Source organism: Enterococcus moraviensis ATCC BAA-383 (assembly GCF_000407445.1).
GTDB lineage: Bacteria > Bacillota > Bacilli > Lactobacillales > Enterococcaceae > Enterococcus_L > Enterococcus_L moraviensis.
On record NZ_ASWB01000005.1, the window covers coordinates 120,824 to 141,842 of the forward strand.

The 21,019-nt window shown below is 35.7% G+C and carries 15 protein-coding genes; 12 read left to right on the plus strand and 3 right to left on the minus strand.

Annotated features, from left to right (window positions below):
- The first annotated feature begins 54 nt into the window (after positions 1-54).
- The 3 genes from I586_RS16085 (at position 55) to queA (ending at position 3,240) form a co-directional block, all read left to right on the plus strand.
- Positions 55-372: a PadR family transcriptional regulator gene (locus I586_RS16085; RefSeq protein WP_034702799.1), complete on the plus strand. Its 318-nt coding sequence runs from the start codon at positions 55-57 to the stop codon at positions 370-372.
- A gap of 8 nt (positions 373-380) precedes the next feature.
- A complete protein-coding gene (locus I586_RS16090; RefSeq protein ID WP_244147898.1) occupies positions 381-1,928 on the plus strand; it encodes a DUF4097 family beta strand repeat-containing protein in 1,548 nt (515 codons plus the stop codon).
- A 280-nt stretch (positions 1,929-2,208) separates the two neighbouring features.
- A complete protein-coding gene (gene queA, locus I586_RS16095; protein WP_010763915.1) occupies positions 2,209-3,240 on the plus strand; it encodes a tRNA preQ1(34) S-adenosylmethionine ribosyltransferase-isomerase QueA in 1,032 nt (343 codons plus the stop codon).
- A 150-nt stretch (positions 3,241-3,390) separates the two neighbouring features.
- Here queA and spxA read toward each other — a convergent pair whose 3' ends face one another.
- Positions 3,391-3,789, minus strand: a complete 399-nt coding sequence (gene spxA / locus I586_RS16100) for a transcriptional regulator SpxA (RefSeq protein WP_010763916.1) — start codon at positions 3,787-3,789, stop codon at positions 3,391-3,393.
- Positions 3,790-4,146: 357 nt separating this feature from the next.
- On the opposite strand from spxA, the gene lanM reads away from it, so the two are divergent.
- Both lanM and I586_RS17380 read left to right on the plus strand, forming a co-directional pair.
- A complete protein-coding gene (gene lanM, locus I586_RS16105; RefSeq protein WP_010763917.1) occupies positions 4,147-7,041 on the plus strand; it encodes a type 2 lanthipeptide synthetase LanM in 2,895 nt (964 codons plus the stop codon).
- Positions 7,042-7,122: 81 nt separating this feature from the next.
- Positions 7,123-7,293, plus strand: coding sequence for a hypothetical protein (locus I586_RS17380; RefSeq protein ID WP_010763918.1), 171 nt, complete (start codon positions 7,123-7,125; stop codon positions 7,291-7,293).
- A 30-nt stretch (positions 7,294-7,323) separates the two neighbouring features.
- Here I586_RS17380 and I586_RS16110 read toward each other — a convergent pair whose 3' ends face one another.
- Together I586_RS16110 and I586_RS16115 are read right to left on the minus strand one after the other, a co-directional pair.
- Positions 7,324-7,662 carry a hypothetical protein gene (locus I586_RS16110; RefSeq protein ID WP_010763919.1) on the minus strand — a complete coding sequence of 113 codons (339 nt, stop codon included), beginning with the start codon at positions 7,660-7,662 and terminating at the stop codon, positions 7,324-7,326.
- Between the two features lie 19 nt (positions 7,663-7,681).
- On the minus strand, positions 7,682-7,936 hold the full coding sequence (locus I586_RS16115) for a helix-turn-helix transcriptional regulator (RefSeq protein ID WP_010762625.1): 255 nt from the start codon (positions 7,934-7,936) through the stop codon (positions 7,682-7,684).
- 700 nt (positions 7,937-8,636) lie between these two features.
- On the opposite strand from I586_RS16115, the gene I586_RS16120 reads away from it, so the two are divergent.
- The 7 genes from I586_RS16120 (at position 8,637) to I586_RS16150 (ending at position 20,957) form a co-directional block, all read left to right on the plus strand.
- On the plus strand, positions 8,637-11,273 hold the full coding sequence (locus I586_RS16120) for a calcium-translocating P-type ATPase, PMCA-type (protein ID WP_010763920.1): 2,637 nt from the start codon (positions 8,637-8,639) through the stop codon (positions 11,271-11,273).
- Between the two features lie 614 nt (positions 11,274-11,887).
- Complete coding sequence (locus tag I586_RS16125; RefSeq protein ID WP_162139061.1) at positions 11,888-13,834, plus strand: KUP/HAK/KT family potassium transporter; 1,947 nt, start codon at positions 11,888-11,890, stop codon at positions 13,832-13,834.
- A 125-nt stretch (positions 13,835-13,959) separates the two neighbouring features.
- Positions 13,960-15,258, plus strand: coding sequence for a hemolysin family protein (locus I586_RS16130; protein ID WP_010763922.1), 1,299 nt, complete (start codon positions 13,960-13,962; stop codon positions 15,256-15,258).
- A 183-nt stretch (positions 15,259-15,441) separates the two neighbouring features.
- Complete coding sequence (locus I586_RS16135) at positions 15,442-16,164, plus strand: epoxyqueuosine reductase QueH (RefSeq protein ID WP_010763923.1); 723 nt, start codon at positions 15,442-15,444, stop codon at positions 16,162-16,164.
- Positions 16,165-16,452: 288 nt separating this feature from the next.
- Positions 16,453-18,717: a 5-methyltetrahydropteroyltriglutamate--homocysteine S-methyltransferase gene (gene metE / locus I586_RS16140; RefSeq protein WP_010763924.1), complete on the plus strand. Its 2,265-nt coding sequence runs from the start codon at positions 16,453-16,455 to the stop codon at positions 18,715-18,717.
- The gene (gene metF, locus I586_RS16145) at positions 18,718-19,581 is read left to right on the plus strand and encodes a methylenetetrahydrofolate reductase [NAD(P)H] (protein WP_010763925.1); all 864 of its coding nucleotides are present in this window, start codon (positions 18,718-18,720) and stop codon (positions 19,579-19,581) included. It begins immediately after the preceding gene.
- A gap of 500 nt (positions 19,582-20,081) precedes the next feature.
- Positions 20,082-20,957 (plus strand): signal peptidase I, encoded by an 876-nt coding sequence (locus I586_RS16150; RefSeq protein ID WP_010763926.1) that lies wholly within the window; start codon positions 20,082-20,084, stop codon positions 20,955-20,957.
- Positions 20,958-21,019 lie beyond the last annotated feature (62 nt).

A 21,019-nucleotide genomic window follows, 5' to 3' on the forward strand; every position in this document is an offset into this window, starting at 1 on the left:
TGATGGAATAAGCGGGTAATTTGTCAATCAAAACTGTGATAAGGGGATTGAGCGATGAGGGCTTCTAGCCAATTTAAAAAAGGAGCACTAGAAATGTGTGTGCTCCATTTTATTCAAAAAGAAGATCGTTATGGATACGAATTAACACAACGAGTGAATCAGTTTATACCGATTACTGAAGGGGCGCTTTACCCAGTTTTGCGTCGATTAGTCAAAGAATCGTATTGTGAGATTTATACGAAAGAATCACCTGATGGTCCTTCCAGAAAGTATTACCAAATTACTCAAAAGGGAACAGAATATTTGGAGCTTTTAGAGCATGATTGGGATGAATTCGTTGAGCAAGTAAGTAAACTGAGGAGGGCAGATTAGTGCAAACGATGGAAGAGTATTTAAAGCAACTAAAAGCTGCTTTTGCTGAAGAAGATATAGAGGATTTCAATGAGCTGAAAGAAGATTTATTAGAGCAGCTATATATTTGTTTGGAGGAAGGACAAACAGAGGCAGAAGTTGTTTCAAGACTTGCTTCACCAGAAGAAATGGCAGCGGATTACTATGCAGATTTAAGCTTGGATGCTGCGATTAATGCGAAAACATCCGTTGTACCTAGAGAAGAAATTAAAGATGTATTTATTCAAACACAGAAAAAAAGAATGCAAAAACTTGTGAAAACGGTGTTCAAAGTAGTGAAACCGTTAGTCCTTTTGCTTCTTTTATCAGTGTTTGCTTTCTTTTTGATGTACATAATAAAAGAGTTGAAAGAAGAACGAAACATTGCCGCTATCCCAACGATTTTATGTTTATTGTTGTTGCCGATCATTTTACAATTAGTAAAAGAATGGGTCGTAGAAAAAAGACAATGGATAAATGGTTTATCAGTAGGTTTGGTATTGCTGGGTGCAGCAATGTCACTGTTTTTCTCTGCAACAGACCGTTTGATGTATGCAGGTAGAAAATACTACAAAGAAATCAGTCTAAGCACGGATAAGCATGCGGCCTTTAGCTTCGATTCCGATGCGGATGTTGAAATTACAACGGTAGAAGTATCTAGTGCTGAAAAACCTAGCTTGATGATCAAAGGACGCTTTAAGGAAAGTGATATTAAAAAAATTGAAAACGGCTCATATGAAGATAAGGTCGATCTAACATTAGACGAAGAGAATATTTTTGATATCTTTACCCGAACTGGACGTTCAGAAGTCATTTTCTTTATTCCAAAAGGAACGATACTGGACGATTTTCATCTAGGGTTAAGTCGTGGAGATTTGCGTTTATTGGATATTCAAACAAAGAATTTTGATTTAGATTTGATTTCAGGAGATGTTTACGCTAAAAATATTATTGCTGATGAAGGAAATATCAATAGCGATTATGGTGATGTGATCATTGAAGAATCTGCGATAAATTTAAAGGTTAAAAGTAATTCAGGAAAAACAGTTATTACGGGTATGCTGGGAGATTTAGAGATTGAGGGAAATAAAAGCCTCTCGATTTTAAAATTTTTACGTTCAGACAATGTTGTATTAAATAATCATTCAGGTCGTATGATTTTGGAAGATGCGGAAGCAAAAAAACTTACAGCTACTGCAACTGATGGTCAAATAATCGTAAAACGAACAAAAGGTGACCTATCGATGGCCAATAAAACGGGCAAAATCGTTTCGGAAGAAAATCAAGGTACATTAGAGTTGAAAAATGGATCTGGCCCAACGATTGCGATTCAAGAAAGCAAAGTCAATGCAACTGTTTTAAGTCAATCTGGATTTATCAAATGGTTACAAGATCCTGAACTAGCAATTAAAATCACTGCAAACACTGAAACGGGTGAATTGCGAAATGATTTTTTAAATGTAGCAGATAATGAAAAATATAAGATCGACGTGCAATCTAAAACGGGAGATGTCAAAATCTTAAAAAAAGTTGAATAAAATCAGTTGAATAGAAAAAGGCAGCGCAACGGGGAAACCATGTTGCACTGCCTTTTTTTATAACTATATAGGTGGATAATAAGACCTAGCTGGTTCTTTACCTGAAAGAATGTGATGTAATGCGTCACTCAGCTCATTTGACTTAGCCGTTTTAGGAATGCCGGAGTAAATAAAGTTGATTTCAAGTAATTTGTCTTTTTACAAAATGCGTTCTTCATAGCCAGATACTATAAAAAATGGTAGAATAGCCAAGACAAATCAAGTAGAAAGAGTGACAATTATGCTTAGTACAGAAGATTTTGATTTTGATTTACCAGAAGAATTAATTGCGCAAACACCGTTGAAAGATCGAACAAGTTCACGATTATTAGTTTTAAATCGTGAGACAAAAGAAATTGAAGATAAACATTTTCACGACATTATCGATGAGCTAAATGCTGGGGATGCACTTGTTATGAATGATACACGAGTATTACCAGCCCGATTATATGGTGAAAAACCAGAAACTGGCGGTCATTTAGAAGTCCTTCTTTTGACTAATACACAAGGAGATACGTGGGAAACATTAATCAAACCAGCTAAACGTGCGAAAGTTGGGACTAAAATCAGTTTTGGTGATGGACGCTTAACAGCAACTGTTATTGAAGAGTTAGAACATGGCGGACGAATTGTGACTTTTGAATATGAGGGGATCTTTTTAGAAAATTTAGAATCACTTGGCGAAATGCCATTGCCACCCTATATCAAAGAACGTTTAGAAGATCCAGAACGCTACCAAACGGTATACGCTAAAGAAAATGGCTCCGCAGCGGCCCCTACAGCGGGTTTACACTTTACGCAGGAACTTCTTACTAAAATACAGTCTAAGGGCGTAAAGCTTGTTTATTTGACCTTACACGTTGGTTTAGGAACATTTAGACCAGTTAGTGTGGAGAATATTTCAGAACACGAAATGCATAGTGAATTTTATCGTTTAACAGAAGATGCGGCAGCACAACTAAATGAAGTTCGAAGTAGTGGGGGCAAAATAGTTGCCGTTGGGACAACATCGATTCGGACTTTAGAAACAATCGGAACGAAGTTTGATGGTCAGATCAAAGCAGATAGCGGATGGACCGATATTTTTATAACGCCAGGATATGAATTTAAAATTGTTCAAGCTTTTTCAACGAATTTCCATTTGCCTAAGTCAACATTAGTTATGTTGGTCAGTGCATTTGCTAGTCGAGACTTGACACTTGCAGCATATCATCATGCAATCGAAGAGCGTTATCGTTTCTTTAGCTTTGGAGATGCAATGTTTGTAAAGTAGTATAAGTGATAAAAAAACTCATTCTAATTCTAACTGAATTAGTGGGGATAAATGAGCTGTTTCTTTTACAGAGTACATTTATCTTCCACATTCAGGTGAGAAACGAATGAGTTTTTTTGATTAAGTTTTTTTAAATCGAGGTATTAGTAATTATAAGCCACTTAAAAGCAAAGTTTGAGATAATTCTCGTTTACGAACTGATCTTGGCAAGAAGCAACGGATTTCATCTTCATTAAAGCCAATTTGTAATCTTTTTTCATCGATCATAATTGGACGACGTAGTAAACTTGGATTATCTTGGACTAGTTCTAATAAAACATGTAAAGGGAGTTCGTTAATATCTATGTCTAATTTTTGGAAGACTTTGGAGCGGATTGAAATAATATCCTCAGTGCCTTCTTCTGTAAGGATTAATATATTTTTTAGTTCATCTAATGTAATAGGAGTAGTGCCAAAATTCTTTTCTTCAAATGGAATATCATGATCAACAAGCCATCTCCGTGCTTTTCTACATGATGTACAGCTATTTGTCGTATATAATTTTAACATATTTTTTCAGATCCTTTCGAAAATATTGGTACATACCTCTTGATAACTATAATATACGAAAAGTGAAAAATTCACAAAATAAATGCTTTGAAAATAAGGGTTTATTTCTATCGAAAGGTAAAAATAGCTATAAATTCACAAACTTTTGTTATTTTTGTTGAGGAAAGTAGCCTGCTGCCAATCTGAAAAGCAAATCTTAATTGTTATATAAAATTTAGTGGGAATTTCTTGAATTAATCCTACGAACGGTGTACTTAAAACGGCAATTTGTTTCTTACTATGAAATTAGTATAGTATTTTTCCTACTTTTTTATTATTATTATAAACAAGACAAACAATGGATAGGGAGAGAACACGATGATTGAAGAGTTGACCTATAGTTATGCTACAACAATATCAGAAAGAATCCAGTGTTGGCAAGGATTGAAGCTAGAATCAGATGTTTATTTCAAACAATGGCAAGCACGAAAAAGCTTATTGAAAGCAGCTGATTATACGAAAATGCTTCAATGCTACGAGTTAGATGAAAAAACATTTGGTATTGGATTACTCCCTTTTACAGAAGAACGGGCACAATTGCTCTTGCCCACAGTCGAGAAAAGTGAGTGGTTCCAATTGCATAGAACTTTGTTTAGGACGGAAGTTTCAATCAAAGAAGAATCTCTGAGTGCAGCTTTACGATTTCACATCGATTATTATGAACGTCATATACGAAATCTATCGAAAAAATTCTCTAAGATCCGACTTTCAGAAAAAGCGATAGTTAAACTGATTGAGCAACTGACAGACGAATTCCTTTTTATCGCCCAAAAAACATTAGTTTGGGATGTTCATCAAATGATTGAAGAATACCATTTACAGGCTGAAACAAAAGAAGAAGAGTTTACTAAATATATCGATGAATTTCTTGGAGATAAACAACGGACCTATCTTTTTTACGGAGAATACCCAGCCCTTGCTAGAGTCCTTGCTACTAGATTGCGTTTTGCATGTGAAATGATAGACGAATTTATGTCAGCAGTAAATGACTCGACAGAACAAATATCAAAGAGGTTTGCTCTCTCATCGTTAATGGATATTACCAAGATTGAGGTGGGAAAAGGAGACAGTCATGATCGCGGAAAAACAGTGATTCAATTTCAAATTCAAGAAAAATCGTTGATTTTCAAATTTAAAAATTTGGAAATTGGTGAGCGATTTAATGCGTTATTGACCTATCTTGAAGGTCTAAATCCAGCATTGTCTTTTTATAAAATAAAACGAATTGTTCAGCCCACTTTTACAATTGAAGAAAGAGTAGCACATCAAGAATGTAAAGATGAGGAGGATGTAACGAAATTCTACCAAGAGTATGGTCAACTACTTGCAATCGTCTATTGGCTTGGTTCAACCGATTTGCACATGGAAAACGTGATTGCTAGTGGTGCTCACCCTGTATTGATTGATGTAGAAACGTTGATCCGTCCGGAAATGTTTAAGCAGACCAAAAAAACATCAAGACAAATTCGAATTGAAAAACAATCAGTGCTCGTAACAGGGTTGGTTCCACAGAAAAAGCAATGGAAACGCGTGTTGGAAATGGACGCACTATCTGGCACCGAACAAAAATTACCAAAAAAAGTTCGAAGGTTAAGAAATGAACGCTCCAGTGAAATCGCGTTTCAATTAGAAGAGGCATATATGGATGGTGCTCAAAATATCCCATATTTAGCTGGAAAAGAAGTAGACTACCAACTTTATCGGCATGTGATTCAATCATCGTTCAAAAAGATGAATCAACTATTATTAAATAATAAGGTCGCATTTATCGAAAAAGTTAAAAAATTGTTTTCAAATACGGCGATTCGTTTGATTTATAGAGATACACAAGATTACGGGAATTTATTGAATTTTACCTTACACACAGAAAGCATGTCGAATTACATTGAGCGGGAAAAGATCATTGAAAATTTATGGGCAAGTCAAATTATTCCAGAGGCATTGATTCCTTTTGAGATTCAAGCAATGTTAGACCATGATATTCCTTTGATCACAGCTAATACGTCATTAACCAGTGTATACACAAACGGTTATGAATTGCCTAACCTTTTAGCTAAGACACCTCTACAAGATACTGTAGAACACATGGAGAAAATTACAGAGAAAACGAGTCATTTTTCGTATCTTTTATTAAAAGAAAGTTTAGGAACGTTAGAATACAAACTTCAGGAAATAACGATTGCAGAAAAAAATAGTTCAATGGACCAACCATTACTACAAAAAGCTGCTGATATTGGCGATAAAATCATTGATCAAATTGACATAAACTATGACCTTGGTGAAGTGGATTGGATGAGTGTTCTTCCAGAGTCTGCTACTGAAATAGGTATCGGGTATCCAGATACAGATCTATACGGCGGGAGTGCAGGAGTCTATTTATTTTTAGTCTATTTAAATTATTATGTTCCTAAAAAGAGTTATCAAGAAATAATCGCGTTATTAGAGAAAGATATTTTTCTGATAAAGGAGGACATAAACACGTATGAAAGTGCCTTTTTTGCCGACGGAATGCGCGTGACGGTTGCTTTTTATGTGACAAAGTTGCTCAAAGATGCCAAACATCGTTCGTATATGGAAACGAGTTTACGCTCTTTAAAAGAAAGTCGAACTACTTCTGTAACGGTTGCGAATGAATGGTTATACGGTAAAGCCAGTTTAATCGCTATTTTAGCAACTGTATCTCAAGCATTTCATAATAAAGACGCATATGAGTTACTTTCACGCTATACACAAGAAATAACGCTGGAAGAAATGGAAGATAATAGTTTTGCTCATGGCTATGCGGGCATATGTTACGGGTTAAATAGTGCGAAGCAAGTTCTCCAATCATCAACTGTTGAAGAGAAACTGAAATGGTATCAACAAAGGTTTGAAAAACAGTTATACAAAGAAGATTCGTTAAACGTATCTTGGTGTCGAGGAATAACAGGAATCGAAGAAGTCTGTCATGTATTGAATCGTTCTTTTCCAAATAAAAATATTATGGGGATTGAAGATGAAAGTAGAGAAGAATCTTGTTTGTGCCATGGAAGATATGGAAATGATGATAATTATTTAAATAATATCTTTATATTATCGAAAAGTGTTATTAAATTGAAGACGGATATAGAAAGCACTCCGATAGGCTTATTCTGTGGCTTGGGGGGAATCGGATATCAATTGCTAAGAGCGTATGATCCAGTCAATGTTCACTCCTTGTTATTTATTAAGTGACACAAACTGAAAAAATAACTTTACTTATCGGAGATAACGTTTTATAATTTAGGTATTAACGCAAGGGGGAGAAATAATATCATGAGAAAATTATCAATTGAAAAAATGGAAACTGAAAAAGATATCAAGAAATTAGACAAATTTGTTGGTGCATCATTTGAACGAAATGAAGAAACTGATGAAATGTTTAACAGACTTGATGAGACAACACCTAATTCACTTGGTGGTTGGACTAGATTGATTTGTTTCTAAAAAGTAAAAGAGACCTTTAAAAGGTCTCTTTTACTTTATGTTTTTCAAAATAAGTATCCCAATTGCTTCGACACCTGAAATAACAAGAACGAAGAAATTTAATATCCAGTTAAAAGCTAAATGGCTTTTTGAGACAATTTCAAAAAGTGTTGAAAAGTTGTTCAGAATAGATATTAAGATTACTGTGATAATAAAAGAAATAAAACTTGCTGTTGAAATAATTTTCTTTCCACGTTCATCTTTACCTTCTTTGCTAAAGTAAAAATAAATTGAATAGACAATAAAAATTACTGATAATACAGCAATCACAATACTAGACCAATGATTTCTAGGCAAGTTATCAAAAAAAGATTTAAGTGATTCAGTCATAATTTATCCTTTCCTTCCGTTAGTCGGTTTCTTCGTTTGTTTGCTCGTCTTCTGTTAATTTTTTGAAAGTGAAGATTTGTTCAATCGGCACTTCGAAAACGTCAGCTATGTCGTGAGCCAGTAAAAGGGAAGGATTGTACCTATTTCTTTCTAACTGAATAATTGTTTGTCTAGATACTCCCACCTTGTCAGCAAGTTCCTGTTGGGTCATGCGTTTCATGGCTCTGTAGACGTGAATGGAACTCTCAAAAGATGAGTTCTTCTTTTTTGGCAATGCAAATCCCTCCAATAGTCTAATTTATGTATTAAATAAAAAGCGCATAGTCAATATACCATATCTTACTTTCACTTACAAATATCTTGCAAAGAAAAAAGCCAAGCTTCTCGACTAGCTTGGCTTTCATTTACGGAAGGAATCAGCGTATTGAACGATATTTTTTTTACTTTTCGCTATACATGTAAAGTAATTAGTTGAATTTCTTGTTCATAAACAAAAGGTTGTCTTCATTACAGTATCTACATTTCTTTTTTAAAATTTTTTTTCAATCAAACTATCTTTATACGTGTTTTTTTGAGTTGCTTGGATTTTTGTCCGATATTTCACACATATTCACTATTTTTTAAAGATGTTTTTATGATTTTTATACTTTACATATACGTCGTGATGAAAGGTGAATCGTGTTCTGCTAACAATTTTGTGTTTATTCATTTTCTAGCTTCGAGAAATTCTTCAATACAACTGATACTGCCTCCTTCCTTCTATAGTTATAATACCATTTTGAGTAAGCGTTTTCAAGTTTAATGCTTTTAATAATTCTTTGGTTTTGATTAAACATCTTAGGGACAGGTTAAAAAGAAATGGAAAGAAAAAATGAAAAAGTAGCCATATTTATTGAAGTTTGAAAAAAAAACATGGTATAGTGAATATAGATACTATAATAATAGAAGGAAAAATTTAAGAATGGGGGGATAGGATGGAAGCATACAAACAACCTATCGAAACAATTATCAAAGAAGTGAACACAAATAAAGAGCATGGTTTAACGGGGGAAGAAGTAAAGAAACGCCTCGCTGAGCATGGTGCTAATAAGTTTCAAGAATCTAAAAAAGAGTCTGTATTGAAAAAGTTCCTTCATAGTTTATCTGATTTTACGACAATTATTTTATTGGTGGCAGCGGCTATTTCATTTTACACAGCCATCGCAACAGATCATGGAGATTATTTTGAAGGGATTTTAATTATTGCGATCGTGATCATTAATGCTGTTTTGGCAATTGTTCAAGAAGGGAACGCTGAAAAATCGCTTGCAGCATTACAAGATATGAATAAGCAGAGTAGTTCTGTTTTGCGTGATGGCAAGGTAGAAACGATAGATGCAGAAGCTGTGGTCGTCGGAGATATACTTGTGTTAGAATCAGGATCGATGATCACCGCAGACGCTCGTTTGATTCAAGCCTCACAACTTAGAGTGGAAGAATCTGCATTGACTGGAGAAAGTGAACCTATTGAAAAAGATGCCGAGTACATAGGGGAAAAAGATGCACCAATTGGCGATCAAATCAATATGGTATTTAAGGGTTGTACTGTGTCAAACGGTCGTGGGCGAGCGATTGTTACAGCGACAGGCATGCAGACAGAGATGGGTAAGATCGCGGGGTTACTGAATGACGACGTAACACAGCAAACACCATTACAAAAGCGTTTAAATCAATTAGGTAAACGGATTAGTTTAATTGCGTTGGCTGCTGCAACACTTGTCTTTATCATTGGTGAGTTACAAGGTGAACCATTATTAGAAATGTTTATGACAGCAGTCTCATTAGCAGTTGCAGCCGTACCTGAAACATTAATGGTAATTGTAACCTTAACATTAGCTTATGGCGTACAAAAAATGGCTAAAAAGCATGCAATTATTCGACGATTGCCTGCCGTTGAGACATTAGGAACTGCCAATGTGATTTGTTCCGACAAAACAGGGACATTGACACAAAATAAAATGCGCGTTAGACGTGTTTGGTCTCGTGGAGACGAAGTAACGGATACGGAAGACGCGATGACAGATGAAGCAATGGAAGTTTTAAAAATGGCTTCACTATGTACAGATGTTATTGTGGACAAAGATGGGGATGACTTAGTTATTCAAGGGAATCCTACAGAAGCAGCAATTGTACGAGCAGTGGAAGAAAATTACCATACAAAAGCTGAATTAGAAGAAAAATACCCAAGAATTGGGGAAATACCTTTTGATTCAGAACGTAAGATGATGACAACTGTCCATAAAATGGGGAAAAAATATATTTCTGTAACAAAAGGTGCTTTTGATGTCTTATTGACACGTTTCCGTTTTGGCGATTTAGATCAGGCAGCTGTAGTAAATGACCGCTTTGGAAAACGCGCTTTACGCGTGATTGCAGTGGGGTATGCGATCTATGATGAGGAACCTACAGAAATCACTTCAGAAGCTTTAGAGAAGAATTTAAGGCTCTTAGGATTGATTGGTATGATCGATCCACCAAGACCGGAGAGTAAAGGTGCTATTGCTAGAGCGAAGAAAGCTGGAATCAAAACAGTCATGATCACAGGAGATCATGTGGTAACGGCAGGTGCCATCGCCAAAGAATTAGGTATTTTGACGGATAAGAGTGAAGCTTTAACAGGATCAGAATTACAAAAAATGACAGATGAAGAACTAGATTCAAGAGTAAAATCTCTTTCAGTCTATGCTCGAGTGACACCAGAAGACAAAATTCGTATCGTTAAATCTTGGCAGAGAACAGGTGCAGTTGTTGCTATGACAGGTGATGGTGTTAATGATGCACCAGCCTTGAAAGCGAGTGATGTTGGCTGTGCTATGGGTATTACAGGAACTGACGTAGCCCAAGGTGCCGCAGATATGATTTTGACGGATGATAACTTTGCAACGATTGTGGATGCAGTAGCGCAAGGGCGAGCGGTTTATCGAAATATCCGTAAAGCGGTAAACTTTTTACTAAGTTGTAACATTTCGGAGATTTTTATTGTACTGATTGCTATGCTGATGGGCTGGGGTGCGCCGTTTACAGCGGTTCAACTATTGTTTGTAAACGTTGTTGCAGATGGTCTTCCAGGGTTTGCCTTAGGAAAAGAACCAGCTGAAAAAGGCATCATGGATGAAGCACCGATTCCTAGAAATGAAGGGATTTTTGCGCGCGGTTTATGGCAAAAAATTGGAATCAACGCATTTGTCTTTACTGTAATTACGTTATTTGGTTTTTATTTAGGTGCGAATGTTGATTCTGTTTCTTACTTTTTTGAGGCGAGCCATGAAATTGGTCAAACTGTAGCATTCTTGATTTTGGCTTATTCATCTATCTTGCACGTTTTCAATGTAAGAAGCACAGAATCAATTTTTAGAGTAAAATTATCGACAAATAAATCATTATTTGAAATGGCAGTACTGGCCGTTATTATTACCACAGTGATTGCGTTGTTGCCATTCACACAAGAGTTGTTTGGACTAGTTCCGATTGGCATCAATCACTGGTTATTAGTAATGGGATTATCGATTGTACCGATATTTGTAAATGAAATGATTAAATTCCATTATTCAACAGACGAAGATGAAGAATAGGATAATAAGTAGACTAGTTAAAAGGCTAATTTCTTAATAGAAATCAGCCTTTTAACTGTTCTTTTTAGGAAATAGTTGGTGTTTGAAAGGACACTTTGAAAACACTATTGAAATTATTTACATAAAAGGCTTGCTAAAATCTTAAAGGAGTATTATAGTTGTTATCGAAATCAGTTATTTTGATTTTTTTCTAATAGTTTTCAATTAAATTATAAATCGTAACCGATATTTTTATTTGGACCTCCAAATAAAAATCTTAGGGGAGTAGCAGCATAGATCATCTATGTTTTTAGATCAACAGCAAGTGTGTGAACACTGGTCTAAGAATGAAATTGCGAGACCTAAGTGTAAGGGCCAAGTGTCGTTTCACTTAGGTCTCTTGTTTTATTTAAAAAAGGAAATCTGAACACTGTTTTTTTGTTGAAGCCAATTCAGGAACAGAGGCTTTTAACAACATCTAGCTTGGCACGCTAACGCATTAGAAAAGTGAGTACCATTTTTCTGTCAGCGTTATATCAGTTTGCTCAGCTTTTAAATTGGAGGAGAATCTTGTGGTAGAGAAGTCAAAAGTTTCGCATCATCAGAAATTGACTGCTGCTGGTCTTTTAGTAGCAATGGGTGTCGTTTATGGAGATATCGGAACAAGCCCGCTTTATGTAATGAAGGCAATCGTCGGAGATAATGGCGGTCTGCAGAATGTTTCGGAGAATTTCATTATTGGTGCGGTATCATTGATCTTTTGGACATTAACGATTTTAACGACGATTAAATATGTCGTGATTGCTTTAAATGCGGACAATCATGGTGAAGGCGGAATCTTCTCTTTATACACGCTTGTACGTAAAAAAGGAAAGTACTTGATCATTCCAGCAATGATCGGTGGAGCAGCACTTTTGGCTGATGGTGTTTTAACGCCTGCTGTAACCGTAACAACCGCAATTGAAGGGTTACGTGGTATTCCTGTTTTCTTTGATCGATTTGGAAGTGATCAAAACATTATTGTTATGATTACCTTAGTCATTATTCTTATTCTATTTTCTGTTCAACGCTTCGGAACGGATGCGGTTGGTAAAGCCTTTGGACCGATCATGTTTGCTTGGTTTACATTTTTAGGTGTGATGGGGCTGATTAATTTTGGCCAAGACTGGACGGTTCTTCGTGCGCTGAACCCATATTATGCAGTTCATCTATTGCTTAGTCCAGAAAATAAATTAGGGATTTTTGTTTTAGGGAATGTCTTTTTAGCAACAACTGGGGCAGAAGCGTTGTACTCAGATTTAGGACATGTTGGGAAACACAATATTCGTGCGAGCTGGCCATATATCAAAATTTGTTTGATCCTAAACTACCTTGGACAAGCAGCGTGGATTTTAAGCGCTAAAAATGATCCATCAATTTTAGCAATCGAAAACCTTAATCCGTTTTTCCAAATGATGCCAAACAGCATTATGTTGATTGGCGTGGTTTTTGCTACTGTTGCGGCAGTCATTGCTTCTCAAGCCTTGATTTCAGGATCGTTTACGCTAGTATCTGAAGCAATTAAATTAAAGCTATTGCCAAGATTGAAAATTATTTATCCAGGTGCAAATATTGGTCAGATGTATATTCCAGCAGTCAATATGATGTTATGGATCGTGTGTTCATTGATTGTGATTACGTTTAGAACATCTACACATATGGAAGCGGCTTACGGTCTTTCTATTACTGTAACGATGTTGATGACAACGATTTTACTAATGTTTTATCTCCTACAAAAAGGCGCGCCAAAATGGATCGCTTATCTTGTTACCTTGTTCTTTGGCAGTATTGAATCCATCTTCTTTGTCTCAAGTATTGCCAAATTTTTCCATGGAGGCTATGTTGCGGTTGGAATTGCTCTGTTGATTTTGGCGGTAATGTCTATCTGGGAATGGGGCAATATTATCAAAGAAAAAACATCTGATACAGTTCCACTTAAACAATATGTTGAACAGTTACGGATGCTAAAAGATGATACCACCGTGCCAAAATCTCAAACTAATGTGGTATTCATGACACCTGATACAATTGGAGATGAGATCGGACGTCAGATTATTTATTCGATTTTAGATAAACAACCTAAACGAGCAAATGTATATTGGTTTGTGAATGTGGAAGTGACGGACGAACCTTTTACGAAAGAATACTCTGTAGATATGATGGGGACAGATTTCATTGTTCAAGTTCAACTGTATCTTGGTTTCCATGTAGCGCAAGAGGTCAATGTTTATATTCGTCAGATCGTTTATGATTTGATGAAAGAAGGCCGTTTACCTAAACAACCACAAAAATATTCATTGACACCAGGTCGTGAGGTTGGGGATTTCCAATTTATTATTATTCGTGAAGAACTATCGAAAGTAACGGAACTAAAAAAATGGGATCGTCAAATCATGCAACTGAAATTAGCAATCAAAAAGAGAACGACATCTCCAGAAAACTGGTTTGGGCTAGAATATAGTGAAGTTAAATATGAATCTGTTCCGTTGATCATTGGTGATGCACGGAAGACGAGATTAAGAGAAAGAAAAGCTTTATTATAAATAGAAAATCTCTAAGACAGCCTATACGTCTTAGAGATTTTTGTTTTTGTGTGAATAGTTCCTATTCGCGCAATTTTGAAAGGACAAGTATAATAAACAGATAGAAGGAAAATGAGGTGTAAAATATGCTTGCAATAAATTTTTTCATATTATTTTTAATGATTGCCATTACGGCATTTTTTGTCGCGAGTGAGTTTGCTTTAGTGAAGATTCGTATGTCGAGATTAGAGCAGCTGAAAAAAGAAAATGTAAAAAATGCGGAATTAGCGATCCATGTAACGCATCATTTAGATGCGTATTTATCTGCTAGTCAATTAGGAATTACATTAACTGGATTGATTATTGGGTGGGTCGGAGAAGGTTCGGTAGCTGCATTGCTACATCCGTTAATAGGAAATTTGCCGATCAGTGTTGCCTTGAGTCGGACTATTTCGGTTATTTTAGGCTTTGCGATCGTAACCTATGTTGATGTCGTTGTAGGGGAATTATTGCCGAAAAGTTATAGCATCGCTCAAACTGAAAAAGTGGTTTTGGCAATCGTCAAACCTTTGCATTATTTCTACAAAGTGATGTATCCTTTCATTTGGTTATTAAACCATTCTGCCGCAAGGTTAGGGAAAATGTTAGGGATAAAATTAGTTTCAGAAGGGGAAGAAACCTTAACCCAAGAAGAATTATTGTATGTAGCAGTTGATTCTTATAAAAAAGGTGAATTAACAAAAGAAGAATACCATTATATGGAAAATGTGTTTGAATTTGATGATACATTAGCCAAAGAAATTCAAGTAGATCGAACATCGATGGAAGTTTTTGAAGCAGATGAAACGGTAGAACAAGCTATCCAACATTCTTTAAAACGAGGCCATACTCGTTACCCCGTAATCGAAGAATCTAAAGACAACGTGTTAGGCTATGTGACGCTTCCAGCGTTGATCAAAGAATCATTTATCAATAATCAAAAGAAAGTGAGTGAGTTGGTAGAAGAACCAATAGTCGCATTAACGACGATTCCAATCAAAAGCTTATTGACGATGATGCGAAAAGAAGGAAAACATATTGCCATTTTAAAGGATGAATACGGCGGTACGACAGGCATGGTCACTATCGAAGATATTTTAGAAGAATTGGTCGGAGATATCAGGGATGAAACAGATTTAGAAAATGCCTTGATTGCTAAAGACTCTGAGAACACCTATATTGTGTCCGGGAAAATTACACTGGATGATTTTGAACGTTACTTTAAAGTGAAAATCCCAATATTTGAAACCTCTGAAATGTCCACTTTAGCAGGGCTAGTTATGGAGCAAAAGAACAATCAAATTGCTGTAGGGGATCAGATTAAAATTGATCACTTTATGTTTGAAGTGATGGATTATGAACATGCGCATATTGATTATTTTAAAGTGACAAAAACAACTGAATAACTAGTAAGACACGAAGAAAATAAACCATTCTTTGTGTCTTTTTATAAAACAAAACTAAAGTTTAGGCAAATGATTATGATTGAAAAATGGTGTCTAAAAAAATCCACCAAAATTAAGCTAGCTATTCTGTCTTTTAAGCAGTAAAATAAAACGTATCGTAAGACAAAGTATGGAGGCAAAACAGTGATAAACTTGACAGAAATAACGGAGAAAATGTCACCAAACCAAAAAATAAATTATGATCGTGTGTTACAAAAAGTCATCGCAGAATGGGAAAAATCAGCAATCCGACCTACGATTTTACTCCACAGTTGTTGTGCACCTTGCAGTACATACTCGCTGGAATATCTGACACGATATGCAGATGTTACGATATTTTTTGCCAATTCCAATATTCATCCACGGGCAGAATATCAACGTCGAGAAATCGTTCAACAGAAATTTGTAGAAGATTTTAATAAACAGACCAATAGCCAGGTTCAATTTTTAGCTGCGCCTTATGAGCCTAATAAATTCATCCAAATGGTGCAACAAAAAGAACTGACAGAAGAGCCAGAAGGTGGAAAGCGCTGCTCCGCCTGTTTTCAAATGCGCTTAGATATCGTTGCGGAAAAAGCACAGGAATTAGAATACGATTATTTCGGCAGTGCGTTGACGTTATCACCGAAAAAGAATAGCCAATTGATCAATGAAATTGGTATTGATATCCAAAAGTTTTACGCGACCAATTATTTACCAAGTGATTTTAAAAAAAATAATGGCTATAAACGTTCGATAGAACTGTGTAAGGAATATGATGTCTACCGTCAATGCTATTGTGGCTGTATGTTTGCGGCATCAAAACAAGGCGTTGATTTAAAAGCTGTAAACAAAGAAGCAAAAGAATTTTTAGCTGAACAAAAATAGAAAAGGACGAGGTTGGGACAGAAATGTTTAACTCTGATGGTGTTACTTCTGCTTCTACGGTTCTCGTTTCACTCCGATCCTCGAAGCATCGAGGACCATTTGCTCCCACCGTCTATTCGGATACCAAGTGTCTGGGTCATAACTCACAGAGTTATGACCCAGACACGTTTTTTTTAGTTACTGTTTTGATATAGTTTAAAACTATATTTATCGATAGAAATTAAGTGTTATTCTATATTCCTTTCCCGTGGTAAAGTAGTTGAAATACCTTATTGAAGGAGGAATAGTATGAAAACATCGATTATCGGGTTCCCGCGTGTGGGAGAGGTGCGGGAATTAAAATTTGCAACAGAAAACTATTTTAGAAATGAAATTTCAGCAGAAGAATTAGAAAATAAAGGAAAAGAATTACGGGATAAACATTGGAAGTTATTAGTCGATCAGGGAATCGACTTTATCCCTAGTGGGGATTTTTCATTTTTTGATACAACATTGGATGCTGCAGTGCTATTGAATATTGTGCCAAAAAAATACCAGCAATTAAAGTTATCACCATTAGAAACCTATTTTGCATTGGCTAGAGGCTATCAAGGCGAAGCAGGAGATGTTACAGCTTTAGCGATGAAAAAATGGTTTAATACGAATTATCATTATATGGTTCCAGAAATCGATGATGAGACAGAATTGAAACTTGTGGGTGATAGCCTGTTTACAGCTTTTAATGAAGCGAAAAAAGCAGGAATCATTACACGACCAACGATAATAGGCCCATTTACTTTGTTGAAATTAGCGACGTATCACGGTACTAAGCAGGCAGCAGATTTTTACGAGGATGCAATCAACGCCTATGCGCAAATCTTTGATCGATTAGTTAAAGCAGGGTGTGAGTGGATTCAAATCGATGAGCCGGCATTGGTCTTGGATTTATCAACAGCTGAAGTTCAACAATTCAAACAACTGTATCAAAAATTGTTAGCTAAAAAAGTCAATCTAAAGGTGTTGGTACAAACCTATTTCGGAGACGTTCGAGATGTGTACCAAGAATTAATTGAGTTGCCATTTGATGGAATCGGTTTAGACTTTATTGAAGGGCGGAAAACAGTCAGCTTACTTGAAAAATATGGATTCCCAAAAGAGAAATTACTATTTGCAGGTATCGTAAATGGGAAAAATATTTGGAAAAATAATTATGAAGTAACACTTACGTTGCTTGAAAAAATTCAAACATTCGGTAATGTTGTGTTGAATACATCTTGTTCATTGTTGCATGTCCCTTTCACATTAGCTAATGAATCAGCACTAACAAAAGAAGTAACAAATTATTTTTCGTTTGCCGTAGAAAAATTGGCTGAATTAAACGATTTGAAGAAAATAAGTACGGACAAAGATGGAAATCAAGCGATACTAAATGCCAATACGGCATTATTCAAAAAAGAACGTTTTTCTAAAAACGAACAAGTCGCTCAACAGGTTGATTTACTAACAGAACAAGACTTTATCCGATTACCTGTTTTGGCAGAACGGGCAACGATTCAAAAAGACAAACTAAACTTACCGATTTTACCAACAACGACGATTGGCTCTTTCCCACAAACGAAAGAAGTAAAACAAAATCGAGCAAAGTTTAAAAAAGGTGAAATTACTGAGCGTGAATATACAGCGTTCAATCAACAGAAAATTGCAGAGTGTGTGGCTTTTCAGGAAGAAATTGGGTTGGATGTTTTAGTTCATGGTGAGTTTGAGCGAAATGACATGGTAGAATATTTTGGTGAAAGCTTAGATGGTTATTTATTTACTGAAAAGGCTTGGGTGCAGTCGTATGGAACGCGTTGTGTAAAACCACCAATCATCTGGGGCGACGTTTCGCGTTCTCAACCGATCACAGTAGCCTATTCAAAATACGCCCAAACCTTGACGAACAAACCAATGAAAGGAATGCTAACAGGACCTGTAACGATCTTAAATTGGTCGTTTCCACGTGAAGATATCAGTTTAAGAGAATCAACCTTGCAGCTAGCATTGGCCATTCAAGAAGAAGTGTTAGATTTAGAAGCGAATGGTATTGAAATCATTCAAATTGATGAAGCAGCCTTGCGTGAGAAATTACCTTTACGTCAAACAGATTGGCATTCTGAGTACTTGGATTGGGCGATACCGGCGTTTAGACTGGTTCATAGCAAAGTAAAACCGACAACACAAATTCACACGCATATGTGTTATAGCGAATTTGCCGATATTATTCAAGATATCGATAATATGGATGCGGACGTTATTTCGTTTGAGGCTTCTCGTTCTAATTTAGATATTTTAGATGCCTTAAAAGCAATTGATTTTCAAACACAAGTAGGGCCAGGTGTCTATGATATTCATTCACCTCGTGTTCCTTCAGTCAATGAAATAGAAGCAACCATTCACAATATTTTAAATAAATTACCTATCGAAAAAATTTGGGTCAATCCTGACTGTGGGCTAAAAACACGTGGCGTACCAGAAACAGAAGCTAGTTTGAAAAATTTAGTACTTGCAGCTAAAAAGGTACGTGGAGGGGTGTAAATGAGAACCGATTCCTTGTTCAAAGAAAAAACGGTCTTTTCCTATGAGATTTTCCCACCTAGACGAACAGCACCAATTGATACGATTTATCATACGTTGGAACGATTGAAAGGACAACAACCTGATTTTATAAGTGTGACATTAGGTGCGGGCGGAGCAGGAGCAAATTTGAGTACCGCAGATATTGCTCAAAAAATTCAAGAGGAACAATTTTTACCAAGTGTAGCTCATTTACCAGCTGTTAATTTCTCAAAAGAGGAAATTGTTGCTATTTTAGAGGAACTAAAACAAAAAAAAGTAGAAAATATTTTAGCTTTAAGAGGAGATATTTTACCAGATAAAACACCAAAGAAAGATTTTATTTATGCAAATGACCTAGTAGCATTTATAAAAGAACAAGGCGATTTTAATATTATTGGTGCTTGTTACCCTGAAACGCATAGCGATGCAGAAAATTCGGTTGAAGATATTAGAAATTTAAAGCGAAAGGTTGATTACGGAACCAATCAATTGATTACGCAGCTGTTTTTCGATAATAACTATTTTTATACATTTAAAGAAAAATGTGATATTGCAGGAATTGACGTCCCGATTCAAGCAGGAATCATGCCTGTAGTCAACAAAAAGCAAATAGAACGCATGGTAAAAATGTCTAATGTTGATTTGCCAATAAAATTTTTAAAAATGATGGAGCGCTATGAGCACAATCCAGAAGCAATCCGAGATGCAGGTATTGCTTATGCAATCAACCAAATTGTAGATTTAGTTGCGCAAGGAGCGGATGGGATTCATCTTTATACAATGAATAATCCATATGTAGCTCAAAAAATTAGAGAGGCGACGCGCAGTTTATTTAATGCATAGGTAAAGGAATAAAATGAAAAAAGATTACACGAGTCAAATGTCTTTAGACATGTTTGCTCGTGTATTTTTTTGTATATAATCAAAAAAATGTGTACAAAACAGATTGTTTTATTTCATTTTTTTGTATTTATAAAATAACAATGTTTTTGATTATTTATTTTTTTGAACTGTTTTTGATAATATAAGATATTAAAGTTTTGGTAATATGTTTTTTAGTTTGTTTATCGGAAAAATTGCTCGTTAAAGCCGTTTTATAAGCGTTTTTTTGTGATTGGAAAAAGTGAGGTAAATTTTTTTCTATTTTAGTAAAAAGCATGAGAAAGAAAAAAACAAAAAACTATTGACACTAAAAATAACAATATGTATAGTTTGTGTAAGGGCGAAAAAGATATTATTTTGAACTATTTTTTATTTTTATAGTGGATTTATAAACTATTTTTTTATTGCAAGTAGAAGATCAAACCACGGATGAGATTTAATGAAATGAAAGGGGATTGTATATGCCGAAAAAAACATCTGTACGAAAGCGTGTCCGTCCTAATGATGAAATGGCTAGACAAAGGGCTCCCAAAAAGCGTTCACGTGGTTATTCAGAAAAGGAAAGATATGAGCGACGTATAGCAAAACCCAAACCCAGATATGCAGATAGAGAGAATCGTGATCGTTTAACTGAAAATTTTAGACAAGCTGAGGACTCAAGATACCCACGCAATAGACGACCAACTCAAAAACGCAGATTGAAGGATGATTTTGATAGACGGGAACAGCAAGTACTGACTAGAAGTCCAGCTAGATTAGCTTTTTCTTTTTTTAGTAATTTAGTATTTTACGGTGTTACAATTGGCATTATTTTAATGTCGGTAATGTTTTCATTTAGTTCGAAATCAACAGCATCTATTTTTGGTTATCGATTTTATACAGTTTTGACTAATTCCATGGTACCGCAAGAAGATGGACCAAAAGGCGGTTTTTATGCTGGGGATATTGTGATCGTTAAACTAATGGATGGAGACAAAGTGAAAAAAAATGATATCGTGACATTTTCTGTCGGTGATGGTTCACGTTACCTCACTCATAGAATGGTGGAACGCAAGGATGAACTAAACGGAGAAAAAGGCGCATTTCTTATTACGAAAGGGGATGCCAATAAAAGTAATGATCCACCGATAACAGCTGATCGTGTGCTGGGAAAAGTGGTTATTGCAGTGCCGAAAGTTGGCAGTCTCATAGAATTTGCTCGAGAAGAATTTTGGGCTTGTTTAGTTTGCATCTTATCACTGTATGGTTTCTTCTTGGTGTTGAAAGCTTATCTATTTTCATCTAAAGATGAACCAGTTCGTAGAAAAAATAAAAATCGCCCAGCGTATAGCAGATGATATTACCACTTCGCCTTATTGACACAGGCAAGTGAGAATAATATATATTATAACTTTATAGG